This is a genomic window from Cohnella pontilimi (assembly GCF_005049045.1).
In the GTDB taxonomy this organism is placed as follows: Bacteria; Bacillota; Bacilli; order Paenibacillales; family Paenibacillaceae; genus Cohnella; species Cohnella pontilimi.
Map to the genome: position 1 here is coordinate 330,624 of NZ_SUPK01000006.1, position 16,300 is coordinate 346,923.

Genomic DNA, 16,300 nt, shown 5'->3' on the forward strand with positions numbered 1-16,300 from the left:
GCTACACCCTTTGAATTTCCCCTTCCTTGCGTCGAAAAGAAAATCCGTTGAAAAATTCGCGCGTGCCATAAATCATATTCGCCGCCGTACAAGCAACAACGTGACGGCTTGTGTACAATGCATTCGAGACATTGGCACGCGACGCCATTTTTTGAAGCTGCGTAACCGTCAAACCTTTTTTCATTAAGGCTTCTTCAAACTCCTTCTGTGCAGCCTGCTTCGCCTTGAACAGCATCATTTGTATTCTGCTGTAGACGTTGATCGCCCCATCTCCCGTCGTTTCGATGGGAAGAAAAATCGCGTCGGGATATCTCTCCGTGATCAAAGACTGAACTCCATCGGATACGCCGGAAGAAGGCATGCAACCGAAAGGCTTGACGGAAATCGTCATATTGACTTTGCGCTTGACCACGTTGAGAATCAGTTTCCCCACTTCCATGTGACCTTCGCCACCGCGAAGATGGTTGTTATAATGCTCATGGGCGACACGCGCGATTTCTTCCATATTGGGCAGATGATAGTGGTACAGCCCCATCGCTTTTGCGTATCTCTGGAACATGACCCGGAGCACGCGGTCAGCCAGCCAAAGCATACGGAGGCGCATCGCTGCGTTCTTGCCTTTGAGGCCGTATTTTCCGGCATCCGCCTCCCGCAGGTTCATTCGCTTTACCGTATCGAACCTACCTGACCAGATGAGGAACAAGATCCAAGCCGTCACCGACTGCACTTCAACCTCGGCCCCTTCACTCTCCAGAAACCGCTGCAGCTGATAGTTGCCGTCGCCTTCGGTCGTCATGGCCCAAAATTCGCCGATAACGCTGACTTTGGGCTTGACCATGGTACGGTCTACCCGAACGCTCTGAAGCTCCTTACGGCAGCGGATTAGCGTCTGTCTGAGTCGTTTGCGGGCGCTTAATGCGTCATACAAATACTGTTTGCAGCGTTCCAGCGCGGTGTCCGTGGCACCGGCTTCCACTTCATAGGGCCTTATCCGGTAAGCCAGCGCGTTCAAAATATCCCCCAGCAAAACGGCTTTCAGAAAGCTAAGAAAGAAAGAAGCGTTCAATTGGAGGGCCGATTCCCCGCCGGTGGCCTGCTTCAAACCGTCCGTCTGCTGGAACAGCAGGACGCGAAAACCGTCAAATCCCGCATCCCGCAGAGCCTTCCGGTATTCGGTGACATAGGTGCCGAACCGGCACGGACCGCAAGAACCGCTCGTGATGAACAAGTATTGTCGGATGATCTCCTCTTTGGATTTGCCCTCCACCTCGTGGAGGTCATTCAGATGCTTGATCAAATTGCCGACGGTGAAATATGTCGGGTTGCACTGCCCGCGGTTGCCGAACTCTTTGCCGTATCGCAAGGATTCATTGTCGGGGCAATCCAGATGCTTGACCCGATATCCGAGACCCTGCAATGCTCCCTCCACCAAATAATCGTGAGCCATCGTGAGTCCCCCGAACAGAATGGTGGTGGAGGATTTGTCCTTGGCCAGAAACTGGCGGGGTACGGGATCAAACCACTGATTTTTGTTTTCTGGATCCAAGCCAAGCGCTTTTTCTTGCTCCTTCTGGAAAATCCGCAGTTTTTCCTCAATCGATAAGCGATCCTCGGACTTGTCCTCTTTTTTCACCATAGCCATGACGGCTTCACTCCTTATGCTGATTCTCGTTTTTAGATGGCGCCGGCTCGCTCATTGTGGGATTGGTTCAGCAATTCGGCGCGTTTCTGCTCCAGACGCTGCTGCAATTCCGCTTTTTTGCGTGCCAAGTCCTGCAGCCGTTCTTCATGAAGCCCCAGACTGTGCGCATAGGTCTTCACCCGAATTTTGATCGAACCGCTCGGCTTATTGGCGTCAATATCGTGCAACGCCGAAAACGGAGTGCCTGCGGTCGTGATAATCGAATCGATCAACCCGTAGGTTGGCGCGTCATGCCCGCATTTGAAGCTGGACAGGTCCAACACCGCTACGTTCGGATGACGCGCAGCAAATTTGGCCGCCCATACCTTCTGCACGCTATTGGAACTGAAATTTTCCGGCCATACGTCCGTAACCTCAAGCGCATATTGCACCCGGCCGTTTTGTAAATCCTCGTAAAAAAAGCGACGCAGCCAAGCCTCGTCTTTGGGGATCGACCGCATGGACAGAACCGGATAACCCAGCACCTGAAATTCCTCCAGCACGCTGTGATTCAAGCCGGGATCGGAGTGGTAAGGACGACCGATCATCAGAATGGCGAGCCGGTTTTCCTGTTCCACCTGCTCCAGGATCATGCGGCCCTTCTCCTGCATTTCCTCGTCGAACAGCCGCATCGCTCTCCATCCCTGGTCTACGGCAAAGTCGCTCTCATCCTCCGTGATCTGCAAATGATCCGCAAACGACTCATATAGTTGTTTCTTCAGCAGGTTCGGCTCGGTAAACGTCACCGCCGGGTCGAGATAGGTAATCCCTTTCGTGGCAAAAAAGTCCACTTCTTTGGTGAAGGCGGCTTTAATCACATTCGGAGCTCCGGCTACGATTGGGCAACTGGCGGAATCCATCACGTTGTGAAGATGGGTCGGGATATGGGTGATGCACGGGAAGAAAATGTAATCAAGCGACGTTTTCTCATGGTGTTTGAACAACAAGTTATGCACATGAGCCTGAGCGACTTTCGAGGGATAGCACGGATCGATGGATCCGTATTTCCCTCCTTCCTGCCACATTTCTTCGCTCGTGTTGTCGCTAAACACGATGTTCCGTTTGTCCATGCCGAGAGTCTCGAGATAGGTGCGCCAAAACGGCGCCGTAGACCAAATATTCAAAACCCGGGGAATCCCGATGCGCAGCTTGCTGCGCCGTTCCATCGCCTCATCGGACGAACGTTGAAAATTCGAAGCGGCTTCACCCTTTTGCCTTCCCCGAAACCCAAGCCAACCGCGTTTGGACGGGACATGTTCCAGCGGTGCATTCGATTCGGGCATCGGTTCGGAATCGTAAAAATGTTGAAACATTCGACGTGCTTCATATTCGACCAGGTTCGGGTAGTGCTTTTTCAGCTCCTGCCTCTCCTTGGTCAGTTTGACGACCGCTTCCTGGTCTTCCACTGTTCCCTTCTCGCAGCTGAAACCCGAGATATAGCGTGCGGTTTGGCCGTCCGATGTCTCGGAGTCGATAAAGGTACGGCTGCAGTGATTCGGACAGAAATTGCACCGGGTCGATTCATCATTCCGCGATATGTAACGCAGATCGATTGCGGTGTCGAGTCCCAAAAAGGTGGAGTACCCCCGTCGTTTGACCACGCGCAGCGTTTCCATGGCCGCCCCGATCGCGCCGGCTTCGCCCGGATGAGGATGAACGTAAACTTCGGCATCGGGGACCCGCTGTTTGATATAATTGACCTGCGCCTTGACCGCAGCCAAATTGTATTGCGTTCCTCCCTGCAAAACGAACTTTCGACCCAGTTCAGACATGCGCGGAATCTGCACGACATACTGCCACACATTTTTCGGCAGCACCATAGCAAGGCCCGCCAACAATTCCTCCTTGGAGTAGCCTTCCTTCTGAAAATTCACGCGGTCCGCATCCAAAAATACGGCACAGCCATAAGAAAATTTCGGACTTAGGCCGGCACCGAAGGCTGTGTCCGCGTATTCCTGAACCGGAATGCCGAACTGATCAGCCATCGCCTGCAGCAGCATGCCGTTCCCGGCGGAGCATTGATTCGACAGCTTGAAGTTACGGATATCCCCGTTTTTCAGAAACAGGACTTTGATGTCCTGCCCTCCGATATCGCAGATCACATCGATATCTCCGAACGAATGGACGGCGCTCATCATATGCGCGACCGTCTCCACAATATTGACATCCGCCTTCAGCGTTTTTTCCAACACGTCCGCTGCATAACCCGTGGAACCAAAGCCGATCACTTCCAGCTCTGCTCCCTGGTCCAGCACCTTATCGCGTATGCGCTTCAGCATTTCTTTCGTGTCTTCAAGGGGATTGCCTTTGGATAGCTGATATTCCTTCAGCAAAATGTTGCCTTCCTCATCCACCAAAACGGCTTTGGACGAAGTCGAACCGCCGTCTAGACCGATTACGCCTCTCACCTTCTGCCCCGGTGCAAAGGAAGCCGGCGTAAATCGCGGAATCCGATAGGTACGGCGGAATTGTTCCAGTTCATCGTCGCCGCTGACCAGAGGAGGACCGGCCTTCTCTCCCAGTTTGGCTTTTCGGCCATGGGCAATGAAATCCTTGAGTCCTTCCAGTCCGCAATAAATCCCGACGCCGGCCGGTTCATGCAAACCGTACAGTACGGAGCCGAAAGCCGCATAATACTGCGAGTTCTCGGGGACAAATATCAATTCCTCGATGGGCCTGTCTTCGGGATATGCGTATCCACGGTCCTTCCAGGTCTGCGGGATACGCTTGCGCCAGCATTCCTGAAGGAAAGGAAGATATGTATTCGGCCCGCCCAAGAGCAATACGCGGTGCCGAAGCGTATTTCCGCGGGTCAGGACGGACAGATTCTGCATGACGATAGCATCTGCGAGCGAGCACATGATTTCCGGAGACGGTATGCCGCTTTTCACCAGATTGACGATATCCGTTTCCGCAAAAACCCCGCATTTGGCGGCCACATGATGAAGCTTGGTGTCGTCAAAATGAAGCTTCCCTACTTCTTCCATGGGCATGCCCACTTTGATCATGCATTTGTCGATGGTCGCTCCGGTGCCCGACGCGCACTTGTCGTTCATGGACGTCAGCGCTTGTTTATTGCCCGTTTCCTCATTTTCCTTGAATATGATGATCTTCGCGTCTTGCCCCCCTAGTTCGATAACGCTCCCGACATCGGGGTGGAGATGCTCGACCGCCATTGTAACGGCGTTCACTTCCTGAACAAATTTCGCTCCGATATGCGGGGCAATAGGACCGCTGCCCGAACCCGTAGCAAAGACGCGGATGTTTTCTTGTTGAATTTCGGGAAATTCGTTACCGATCGCCACCAGCAAATCCAGGACCTTTTCCGCCTGTTTCGTATGGTGGCGTTGATAATCCGACCACAGAATTTGCTTGCTTTCGGGTTCCACAACGGTGGCTTTCACCGTGGTTGAACCCACATCGATACCAATGATCAGAGAGTCAGAACCTTGCGTGCCATTTCCCATTACAGTCAACTCCTTCGTTCCATCCCTTGCCATGAATATGTTTTGCCGGATCAGCAATTATTATCAAATCGGGTTGGTTGAGGTCACGCTCCGAAGCCCGATAGGGGTAAAACATATGTAAAAAAAAAAGAGAAGAGAGATTCTCTTCTCCTTGACTTAACGACCACCCAACTGAAAACCCACTTGACCGTTATAACCGCCAAGATTGCCGCCTAGGTGAGCACCAACGCCTTGCCCGCCGCCAAGATGAGCGCCCGCATTGACGCCAGCTCCGAAAGCGCCAAGTTGGCCGCCGATCTGAGCACCAGAAGGAAGATCGGCAGGTTGACCACAGGTAGGACAGATGTAAGTATGCCCAACAGGGTACCTGCCTGCATGAAGTTGTGCATTCGGGTAGTAGATTGGATACATGAACGGATAACTAGACTCAAAATACGCCATGAGCACGCCTCCTATCGAGATTGATTATCCAGCCTATTCACTTTCGGCTCAATGTGATACTTGCCGAATCGATTTATTCAGTTTTTCCGCAAGCGGGAGACGGTGGGGTAAAAAAAAAAGCGGTTCCCATAGGGAGCCGCACCAATCACAATATCTGAACGCCTTGTTTCTTGGACTTCATGTCTTTGTTCGTGTTGATTAGTAGCGGCAACATCTTGACGCTGCTGACCATCGGGGATTGACATCGATGGCAAATAGGCACGTTCTCAAAAGCAAAATTATCCCGTATCCAACCATTGCAGTCATCATTCTTGCAAGTCCAAATCAAGGTTTCTTCATGGGGGAGATCTTCTACCGGTTTGCCTCGATAAGCCATGGTAAATCCCTCCTTTTATGAAAAAACTGCCCTTAACTTGCTGTTAAGGGCAGTTTGCGTCGGCTTACAGTTTTACAACATTCTCAGCTTGCGGTCCACGGTTTCCTTGAGCCACATTGAACTGAACACGTTGACCCTCATCAAGCGATTTAAAACCGTCGCCTTGAATAGCCGAGAAATGCACAAAAACGTCATTTCCGCCTTCTACTTCAATAAAACCAAAGCCTTTGTCCGCGTTAAACCATTTTACTGTTCCTGTTTGCATAATCGATATGCCTCCTAAAATTGATTAACATGTTTTTTCTGTATAAACAAAAATCACACATTGAAAAAGGAACCATCGCACAATGTGAACCCTTTTCAATATGTGAATTTCAGGTTTTATGTGTTTAGAAATGTATCATATCATAAGAAAATGCACAACGCAAATGTTTATGGTATCATAAAGGACAAAATGATTTAGGAGTGGTAGGTCTGAAGAAAAGAAACAAACCGATTTCATTTGATGAACTGCTGAAAGAATTGCAAGGCATGAGAACAAATGAAGATGCTCAAGAACATGTCTCCTTGGAAATGTTATTTAATGAAAGTTTCATGAAGCGTTACTCTTCCTTCAATACTTTCAAGGAGTTTCTCGAGAAGGGAAACTTTCAAGCAACAAGTCATGAAGACATAAGCAACATCCCCGACGAACTTTTGGATCGGCATGTTGCTAGGGAGACCAACTTTACAAATTGGAAATCGATGCTTGATCAAGCGAATGCGGAATATGCAGCTAGGCAATAGGTATAGAACGATAAACAACGACGATTGCTGCCCGGGTTGGGAGTGATCGTCTTTTTTGATTAAAAGGTTAAACCATGAATAAAATAAGTCCGTTGCGTCTAGAGGAAATCAACTCAGGGCATAGAAGAATGACGAGGGAGGTGAATCTCAAATGAACTCAGCCACAACACGTGCAATATGGTTGGAAATTAATCCGTCAAACAAGGAAACCACAATTGCGGACGCGATCAATAATTGGTGTGCCTCGAATCCTAATGTTGAACTAGAAAGCATCGAGGTGTTCAAAGAACACGAAGTCAAGTACAAAGCATTGATCCTCTATCGCATCTAGGCAGCCTTTCTGGGCTTATCAGCGAGCATCCGCAATTTATGTACTACTTGATCAAGGAAAAGGCCGATTAAAAACTCACAGCGTTGATAATACGATCTTTTCACTTTTAATTGGATATAATGTTGTCCGCAGACTAGAGGTGATCCCGTGCTCCAGCTGCTCATAGTGGAAGACGACGCCCGCTCGCGGGAAATGCTCGTCTCGATGATGGATTGGGAAGCGCTCGGCATCCGCGTTTGCGGTTCGGCGAAGAACGGCTTGGACGCGTTGGCGCTGCTGGAGAGAAATCCGGCCGATCTGGTGCTGACCGATATCCGGATGCCGCTGATGGACGGCCTCCAACTCGTTGAGCAAATCCGGCTGCGGGAATACCCGGCCGCCTGCGTCATGCTCTCTGCATACAGGGACTTCGATTACGCCCAGCGCGCGATGAGGCTCGGTGTTTCGGATTTTCTCGTGAAGCCGTGCTCCCCCCTAGAAATTCGAGAAGTCATGGATAAGATCGCCCGGCGCATTATGGCGGAGAAGAAACGGACAGTTGCGATGAAAGGATTGGAGCCGCAATTTCTTACGAACATGCCCGTGGTGAAATCGCAGCTGCTTCGCCACTGGATGCATACGCCGGCCTTGGCGACGGAGAACCGTCCGGACATGATGGAGAATTTGAAAATGACCATCCTGCCCCGCTACATCGTCGTCATCGCGCTCCGCTTCACGAACCGAACCCTCGAAGAATTGAACTACAGTCGGCATGACATGGAGCTTCTGCGTATTGCCGCGGCCAACGTCACCCAGGAGACGCTGGAGAAAACGCTGGCCAGCCCGGTGGAATTGGTGACGGAACCGGATACGGTTGTGGTGATTCTGAACGGCGTCCCCGAATGGCTCGAGCCGAAACTCGTACCCGGGCTCAATGCTGCACGTGCCAATTTGATGAAATATCTTAAAATCACGATGACAGCGGGGATCAGTGATTACAAGCCGGATATCAACCAGTTGTCAGACGCATACGAACAAGCGCTGGAAGCGCTGGAGCTGCGGTTTTACAAGGGAGTCGGCCAGTCTTACTTCTACCGTGATGCGGTCCATCTGAAGGAAACGACCGGTCAGGACGTGCGGCAAGAAGCCGGGCTGTGGAAATGGGAGGAGTCGGCCTACGGACACATGAAAGCCGGGCTGTTCGCCGAAGCGCTGGGCGAAACGAAAAAGTGGCTGGCGTCCTTACCCGATTCGCTGCCCCGGACCCGAATCAACTTGCGGACAACCGCGTTTCTGAACCGACTGTTTCAGCTTGTCGGGGACCACGAGGAGCCGGATTTTCCGTACGACGGCGTCAGCCTGCAGGAGCAGGTGGCTAAGCTCGATACGCTGGAAGACCTGAAAGTGTTCGTCTACCAGGTGATCCGCTCGCTGGTGGAAATACTGAACCCGCAGAAGAAGCCCAAGCGCCAAATACAGCAGGCGCTCGACGTTATTGCCGAGCAATATGCCTCTCCTTCATTAACGCTGGCGAGAGTCGCTAAAACTCTATTCGTGTCCAGCACAAGTTTGTCCACCCTGTTCAAGCGGGAGCTCGGCATCAATTTTCTGGAATACGTTCACCAGTACCGGATTGAGAAGGCGAAAGCGCTCATGCAGTCGGGAGACCTCAAAATCAAGACGATCGCCAAAGAGGTCGGCTACTTCGACGAGGCGCATTTCACGAAAACATTCAAGAAGTGGACCGGTATGCTGCCGTCGCAATACCGCAAAAAGGTACAAATGCCGTAACTGCAAAAAAAACGACTATCCCCAGGATGAGAGCGGATAGTCGTTTTTCATGATGATTCGTATCAATCCTTGCCCTGCTGTCCGTTGAGCACGATCTTGATCTCGCCCTTGACGCCGGATCCGTCGGCAGTGGTGGCCGTAATCTTCACCGCCCCGTTCTTCAATGCCCGCAGCAAGCCTGTGGAGCTGATCTCCGCCTTATCGGTCGGCGAGCCGTCGGGATCGGTGACCGACCAGATCACCGTGAGATTCCGGGCATCGGCCGGCAAAATTTCCGCATACAACTGCAGGGTGCCGCCTTTTGTCCTGATTTTGTCCGCTCCACCTTCGGCGATTATCTTGATCGATGAGACCGGTTTATTTTGCCCGCTAATCGAGATCAGCACGCTTCCGGAGACACCGGAACCGTCATTCGCAGTCGCCACGACTTTGACTTGTCCGTCGTTCAAGGCGGCTAGCAAACCGTCGGCACTGATCGTCGCGTTGTCGGTCGGCGAACCGTCGGCGTTCGTTACCGACCACGTTACCGTCTTATCGTCCGCGTCGGCCGGCAGCACTTCCGCCATCATCTGCAGGGTGCCGCCTTTCGATGTGATCGCCGTTGCGCCGTTCGCGCCGGATACTTTGATACCGACGACGGGTTGTTGACCGCTTATCGTGATCGTTGCCGATCCTGTTATACCGGAGCCGTCATTGGCGGTGGCCACGACTTTGACTGAACCGCTCTTCACGGCTGCCAGAAGACCGTTCGCGGTAATCGTCGCCTTGTCGGTCGGTGAGCCGTCGGCATTATATACGGCCCATGTCAGCGTTACATCATCCGCATAGGCCGGCGTTACAATGGCGTTCATCTGGAGCGTGCCGCCTTTGGTGGTGATCGAATTCGCGCCGTTCGCTCCGCTTACTTCGATGTTGGATACTTGAACGGGAGTGGAACCGTCCTTGTAAACGTAAAGTTCGTAAATCGACCACCAGCTCGAATTCGTTCCCGTCTGTTCGATTTTGATATATCGGGCGGTCTGGTTCGCAAAGTCCGACACAATGAACGGACCGGTTGCCGTTTCGGTGACGATGAGTTCACCCCAGCTCTGACCATCGTTCGAGACGTAAATTTTGTAGCTCCGGGCATAGTCGTTGTTGCTGCCGGTTGAATCCATCACGATTTTGTTGAAGATTTGCACTTTCTGCATGTCAATGGTGATCGATTGTCCCGGCACCATGCTCGTGCCCGAGCTCCACCGTGTGGACATACTGCCGTCAAACAATACGGATGTATTGTTTGTATTCGGATTTGTGACGGCTGTCCAGCCGTTCCGGTCTAACGATTTCTCCGTATCGGTATAAACCCCGAATTCGCTGACCGCCCACCAAGCCGAAGCCCTTCCCGTTTGTACCACTTTAATATATCGGGCCGTCTGCGGATTGGCCAAATCTACTGTGATGACGGAACTGGTGCCTGCCCCGCTGGCAATCGGATTGCCCCAATCCGTTCCATCGTTCGAAACATACACTTCGTAGCCGCGGGCATAATCATTGTCGCCTTGATTCAGTCTCAAGACCACTCTGGAGAACCGCTTGGCACTCTTCATGTCCACCGTGAAATATTGGCCTGGAACCATGGGCTTACCCGTCGTCCACTTGGTCGACATGTTGCCGTCCAGCATATTGCCGGGATTGCTGCCGTCCGAAGCCGACGCCGTCCAGCCGATCTGGTTGTAGGATATATACTCTTTCAGTGTTGTGGCAGCCGCCGGATCGCTCTGCGCCGACTGATTGCCGGCAGAATCTCTCGCCGCAACCGTGTAGCTGTAAGTCGTATTGGCTTTCAGCCCCGTATCGCTGTACGAAGTGACAAACGTTGATCCAACCTTCGTTCCGTTACGGTAAATATCGTAGCTTTCCACACCCACGTTGTCATTCGACGCCGTCCAGGATAGATCGACCCGTTTGTCCGAAACCGCGATTGCCTGAAGTCCCCCAGGGACGCTCGGCGCCTGCGTGTCTCCTCCGACATATTCCGAAATCGTTTGCCGCATAGCGTCAGAAGGCGAATTGGCATAAACCCTGCCACCTGCGCCATTGATGACATGTGTGATTTCGCTCCCATCCTTGCCGCTGAGCCAGATCGTGGTGGCATGGTGAATTTTCACACCCGACACGTTCGGAACTTCAATGGCGCTCTCCAATTTGACCGGCGCGTCCCTGAAGAATGAATAGACTCCGAGCCCCCACGCTTCGTGTGACGTGACGCTGTCCGCCACTTTATAGGAGGCGTATCCGTTTACGGTTCCATTATGGCTCATCCAGACGCCTTGGGAAGGCGGATCATACGGGATCTCGGATTGATAGAAATATAACCGCCCGCCGTTGCCGTTCCATACCGTTTGATATTCCTCGTGATGCTCATTAAACAAGCCGTAAATGGTGGCGTCGTCCCCGTCCACGACGAGCCCGTTTTTACTGACGTTGGTATTCCAGCTTGCCCCGGCTCCGTGGTCCGCGCGCCAAATCCAGAAATGGTCGCCGATCACGTTTTTGCTGTTAATTTGCAACCCGACATCCGCCGTTCCTGCGACCATTCCGCCGACCCCAAAGAACAGGTCGGACAGTAGAATCGGATTGCCTGTATGGTCTTTCGAGCTTCCTGCCGTTCCGACTTCCAGCAGCGTGGAAGATTTCTGCTGCCCGGCCAGAAAGAGCAGTGAAGAGATGTTTACGCCGTCTACATCCGCCACCGTCATGGCCGGTTTGCCCTGCTCCGGTACGAGCGACGCATAACCGAGGCCCATCACGACTGTATCCGGTTTAGTCACGCGGATGGTATCGTCCAAGTGGTAGTAGCCCGGCGTAAAAATCACATTTTTGCCTTGACCCAATGCCGCATTAATGTCTGCCGCACTGGAAACGTCCGGCTTCGCTACATAAAACGTACTGATCGGCAAGGACGTCCCCGGCGTAGAGCCGCCTGCCCAGCTTACGTTCTTCTTGTCCGTTTGAAGCGAAGGAACAAAAACCTCAAAGTCGCCGCTGCCGTTGACATAGAGATAAGGCTTTTCCTTAATCACGGGGGTCTTGTCCACTACGGTGTACGGTTCTTTCGGGAAGGTTCCGGCAGGCGGGTTGGCATCGCCGACAAACACCATATTCCAAACACCGTTCGTCCATTGCCCGTATTGATTGTTCCGGGACAAAAACTGCTGCTGCGAAGCGGGAGTGATTTTGCCGTCGACCACCGAATCGGCTATATAACCGCCGCTCGCCCAGCCTGCGTTCCAGTTGGCATCAAAATCGAACAAGAGCAGGTTTCCTTTAATATGCACGCGCCGCATCGGGGCCGCCTGAGAAACCGCCCACTGCGCATCCTTCGGCACTGCGGGAGTTTTGGTCAGATCCAGCGGATTCACGGCTAAATTTTCGACCGAGCGCCAAAAATTCCTCGTCGCATTGCCATTGTCCCATTTGGCATCCGCATTGACGCCGCCGTTAATCGTAACGTCATCGGGGTTCCTGCCTAATCCGGCTACTTGGGTGTAAAAACCTACTCTTACGTTTGCGTTGTAGGTTCCCGGTTTGAACAACAGCGCATAACGGCCGCTGCCGAATTCACTTTTCTCCTGAGCCGCGAAGATAGTATCGGCCGCATTCTGAATATCCGACGCCGGCATGGAAGGATCGAACACATATACATTCGGTCCGAAAATGCTGCTGTTCGCGTCAGTAATCGGTGCCGCGTGGGAAACGTCCGGTTGAATCGAAAACAAACTCAACGTAAGGGCAATCAGTGATGTGATCGTTACGAATTTTTTCACCATACCTCCGCCTCCAGTAAAGTTGTTAGATTTTCTATTCTTATTATAGATAGAAGCCTGGGGCTGTTTGAGCTGTGCTTTTTAGCATCCTATTGTACGAATCTACATTTCTAAACTTATGGAAAGATTGAGAGGGAAATATTTTTACTTGAGGAAAGCCAAGCTTGTAGAATGATCTTTTTTATTGTACAAAGCGGAGTGATCGCCGCCTGTGGAACGTTCTCGTGTTTCAGCCCGCTTCATGCTATGATTTCTTCTTGTCAGGTCTATTTGTAGAGAGGAATCGCAACCATGGCACTATGGGGAACCATCGTTAACGCAGTCGCTATTATAGCAGGCAGTATTTTGGGGAGAATTTTTCCGAGTATTCCCGATCGGATTCACAAGACGGTCATGCAAGGATTGGGAATGGCGATCGTCATTCTCGGGATCACGATGGCCATCAAGACCGAAAATTTCCTGATTCTCATTATCAGTTTGGTGCTGGGAGGCGTCTCGGGCGAGCTGCTGAAGGTAGAATATCGACTGCAGCAGTTCGGAGGCTGGCTCGAGCAAAGGGTTGGCGGGGCCGGCAAAGAGAGCGGTACACGTAACATTGCGGAGGGCTTCGTGACGGCGACGCTTGTGTATTGTGTCGGGGCAATGGCCATCCTCGGTTCGCTGGAGAGCGGCGCGAACCTGGGCGGGTTATTTTCGTTTTAGAAGAAAACCAAAAGGCGACCTGCCGCGTTCCCGCGAATAGATCGCCTTTTTTGTTTCGTTTGCATTCTACTGGCTTTTCATAACATCCTTGAACGTCTGAATGATAAAATCCAAATCTTCGTCCGTGGACGAAAGCGGCGGGGAGAAGGTGAGCACGTTGTTGAATCCGGCTACCGTGTCGCCGTTCTTGCCGATGATAAGTCCGCGTTCCTTGCAGGCGGCGATGATTTTGCCGACTTGGGCGACCGGAAGCGGCTGCTTCGTTTGTTGGTCTTCCACCAGCTCGACGCCCATCAGGAAGCCGAATGACCGGATATCGCCAACCAGCGGATGATCGATCAATTCTCCCATTTCCCTCGCCATTCGTTCACCGAGCACCTTGGCACGCTCTACAAGGTTTTCTCGTTCGACGATCTCCAGGTTCTTCAGCGCCAAGGCGCACGAGGCCGGCGTTCCTCCGAACGTATTCACGTGACGGAAATGACTATAATCGGCTTTCTCTTTAAAAACTTCGAAGATTTCTTTGCGGACCGCCGTGGCGGAAAGCGGCAAATACCCGCTGGTCATCCCTTTGGCCATCGTGACGATATCGGGTTTGATCCCGAAGTTGAGATGGCCGAATTTTTGTCCGGAACGCCCGAATCCACAGATCACCTCATCGATAATAAGCAGTACGTTATGCTTGCTGCATATTCTACGCACTTCTTCCAAGTACACAGGATGCGGAACGATGACTCCGCCGCCCGTGATGACCGGCTCCATAATGACCCCGGCGATCGTTTCCCGGCCTTCCCAAATGATCGTCTGTTCGATGGCTCTCGCGCATTGCAGGTTGAACTCTTCCTCCGTCATCCCTTCGGGACGGCGGTAGCTGTCCGGCGGTGCGACGTGCAGGAACCCTCCGCTCAGCGGTTCATACTTATATTTCCGCTGCGCCTGTCCGGTTGCCGCCAGCGCGCCCATGGAGCTTCCGTGATAAGCCCGATATCGTGAGATGAATTTATAGCGGCTGTGTTCCCCGTTCTGCTGGTGATATTGTCGGGCGATTTTGAAGGCGACCTCATTGGCATCCGAACCGCTGTTCGAAAAGAAGATGACGTACTCTCCGCCCAGCCACTCATTCAACTTCTCTGCGAGACGGATGGCGGGAACGTGACTTTGCGTCAAGGGGTAGTAGGGCATCGTCACCAATTGATCATAGGCCGCTTTGGCGAGCTCTTCTCTTCCGTAGCCCACATTGACGCACCAAAGGCCCGACATCGCGTCGAGATATTTTTTTCCGTTCAAATCGGTGATCCATGAGCCTTTGCCTTCGACGACGACCATCGGAGGCGCCTGATCCTTATACGGCGAGAACGCATGCCACAAAAACTGCCGGTCTTTGGACACAAGATCCATCGTTCCGTGGTTCAACGACATGTTCTTCAGCCCCTTTCTTCGCGGAGAATGGCTTCACTTCCCGCTAGTAGCGTGCGGTTACCATTTTCTTGCGTGTATAAAACTCCACACCGTCCCGCCCGTTGGCATGAAGATCGCCGTAGAACGACTTTTTATGGCCCGAAAATGGGAAAAACGCCATGGGAGCGGGAACACCCAAATTAATCCCCAGCATGCCCGCGTCGATCTCTTCCCGGAACTGCCTCACTGCTTTGGCGCTGTCCGTGAACAGACAGGCTCCGTTCGCGAACTCGGAACGGTTGGTGATTTCAATCGCTTCCGTCAAATCGGCAGCCCGCACGACAGACAACACCGGCGCAAAAATTTCATCCGTCCATATTTTCATGCCGGGCTTGACATGGTCGAAGATGGTCGGACCGAGGAAATAGCCATCGCGCCATACTGCGTCGTCATTTCGGCCGTCTCTGACGAGTACCGCGCCCTCGATTTCACCATGTTCGATATATCCGAGCGTCCGGGTTTTGTTTTGTTCCCGGATGACGGGGCCCAGAAACACGCCATCCTCCAGTCCGTTGCCGATCTTGAGTTCGTCCGCTGCTTTCACCAGCCGTTCGATCAGCGGCTCGGCAACCTCGCCAACGGCTACGACGACGGAGCAGGCCATACACCGTTCGCCTGCGGAGCCGAATGCGGCGCCGATAATGTTGGACACAGCGTTATCCAAGTCCGCGTCCGGCATCACGATGGTGTGGTTTTTGGCGCCTGCGAGCGCCTGAACCCTTTTCCCGTTCGCAGCCGCGGTTTTGTAAATATATTCCGCCACCGGCTGGGAGCCGACGAAGGAGATCGCCTTCACCTTCCGGTTTTCGAGCAGCCCGTTCACGACATCGTGCGCGCCGTGTACGACGTTCAGCACGCCGTCCGGCAATCCCGCTTCTGCGAACAGCTCAGCCAGCCGATTGGCCAGCAACGGTGTGCGTTCGGAAGGCTTTAGAACGAAGGTGTTGCCACACGCGATGGCAAGCGGAAACATCCAGCAAGGGACCATCATCGGAAAATTGAATGGCGTAATACCGCCGATAACGCCCAGCGGATAGCGGTACATCCCGGATTCAACGCCTGTCGCGATGTCCGGCAATTGGCTGCCCATCATCAGAGTGGGAACGCCCGCGGCGAATTCCACGCACTCGATGCCTCGCTGCACTTCCCCGTACGCTTCCGAGTAACTTTTTCCGTTCTCCGTCGTGACGATCCGGGCCAGTTCCTCCCAATGCTCGACAAGCAGCTGCTGATAGCGGAACAGAATGCGTGCCCGGCGGGGGACCGGCGTTCTTTTCCACTCTGCGAAAGCTTGATGCGCCGCTTCAACCGCCCGGTCGAGGTTCTGTCTCGTGGATATGGGGACTTGGGCAATCGTTTGGCCCGTGGCCGGATTCGGCACATCATCGTAACGTGAAACCTCAGCGTCCGTCCATCGGCCGCCGATGAAATTCCGGATGCGGATCACTTCCGTTGCCGCCTCTTGCATTCGGCATCCCT

The 16,300-nt window shown here is 52.8% G+C and carries 11 protein-coding genes; 3 read left to right on the forward strand and 8 right to left on the reverse strand.

The genetic code is table 11. From position 1 onward, the window contains the following. Position 1 precedes the first annotated feature (1 nt). The 5 genes from E5161_RS14190 to E5161_RS14205 form a co-directional block, all read right to left on the reverse strand. On the reverse strand, positions 2–1,636 hold the full coding sequence (locus tag E5161_RS14190) for a 2-hydroxyglutaryl-CoA dehydratase (RefSeq protein ID WP_425456532.1): 1,635 nt from the start codon (positions 1,634–1,636) through the stop codon (positions 2–4). Between the two features lie 38 nt (positions 1,637–1,674). Beyond that, entirely contained in the window at positions 1,675–5,148 is a 3,474-nt protein-coding gene (locus E5161_RS14195) for a BadF/BadG/BcrA/BcrD ATPase family protein (protein ID WP_136778466.1), read from the reverse strand. 212 nt (positions 5,149–5,360) lie between these two features. Beyond that, a complete protein-coding gene (locus E5161_RS20825) occupies positions 5,361–5,507 on the reverse strand; it encodes a hypothetical protein (protein WP_169306697.1) in 147 nt (48 codons plus the stop codon). 227 nt (positions 5,508–5,734) lie between these two features. After that, positions 5,735–5,965 carry a cold-shock protein gene (locus tag E5161_RS14200; RefSeq protein ID WP_136778467.1) on the reverse strand — a complete coding sequence of 77 codons (231 nt, stop codon included), beginning with the start codon at positions 5,963–5,965 and terminating at the stop codon, positions 5,735–5,737. Between the two features lie 64 nt (positions 5,966–6,029). Beyond that, the gene (locus E5161_RS14205) at positions 6,030–6,230 is read right to left on the reverse strand and encodes a cold-shock protein (RefSeq protein ID WP_136778468.1); all 201 of its coding nucleotides are present in this window, start codon (positions 6,228–6,230) and stop codon (positions 6,030–6,032) included. A gap of 230 nt (positions 6,231–6,460) precedes the next feature. Between E5161_RS14205 and E5161_RS14210 the strand changes: the two genes are divergently transcribed. Together E5161_RS14210 and E5161_RS14215 are read left to right on the forward strand one after the other, a co-directional pair. Continuing rightward, a complete protein-coding gene (locus E5161_RS14210; protein WP_136778530.1) occupies positions 6,461–6,751 on the forward strand; it encodes a hypothetical protein in 291 nt (96 codons plus the stop codon). A gap of 478 nt (positions 6,752–7,229) precedes the next feature. After that, positions 7,230–8,852, forward strand: coding sequence for a response regulator (locus E5161_RS14215; protein ID WP_136778469.1), 1,623 nt, complete (start codon positions 7,230–7,232; stop codon positions 8,850–8,852). 62 nt (positions 8,853–8,914) lie between these two features. On the opposite strand, the gene E5161_RS14220 is transcribed toward E5161_RS14215, so the two are convergent. After that, a complete protein-coding gene (locus E5161_RS14220) occupies positions 8,915–12,664 on the reverse strand; it encodes a discoidin domain-containing protein (RefSeq protein WP_136778470.1) in 3,750 nt (1,249 codons plus the stop codon). A gap of 288 nt (positions 12,665–12,952) precedes the next feature. Between E5161_RS14220 and E5161_RS14225 the strand changes: the two genes are divergently transcribed. After that, positions 12,953–13,363 (forward strand): DUF554 family protein, encoded by a 411-nt coding sequence (locus E5161_RS14225; protein WP_136778471.1) that lies wholly within the window; start codon positions 12,953–12,955, stop codon positions 13,361–13,363. 66 nt (positions 13,364–13,429) lie between these two features. Here E5161_RS14225 and E5161_RS14230 read toward each other — a convergent pair whose 3' ends face one another. Further along, positions 13,430–14,782, reverse strand: coding sequence for an aspartate aminotransferase family protein (locus E5161_RS14230; RefSeq protein ID WP_136778472.1), 1,353 nt, complete (start codon positions 14,780–14,782; stop codon positions 13,430–13,432). Positions 14,783–14,825: 43 nt separating this feature from the next. Then, complete coding sequence (locus tag E5161_RS14235; protein ID WP_136778473.1) at positions 14,826–16,289, reverse strand: CoA-acylating methylmalonate-semialdehyde dehydrogenase; 1,464 nt, start codon at positions 16,287–16,289, stop codon at positions 14,826–14,828. Between the last annotated feature and the right edge of the window lie 11 nt (positions 16,290–16,300).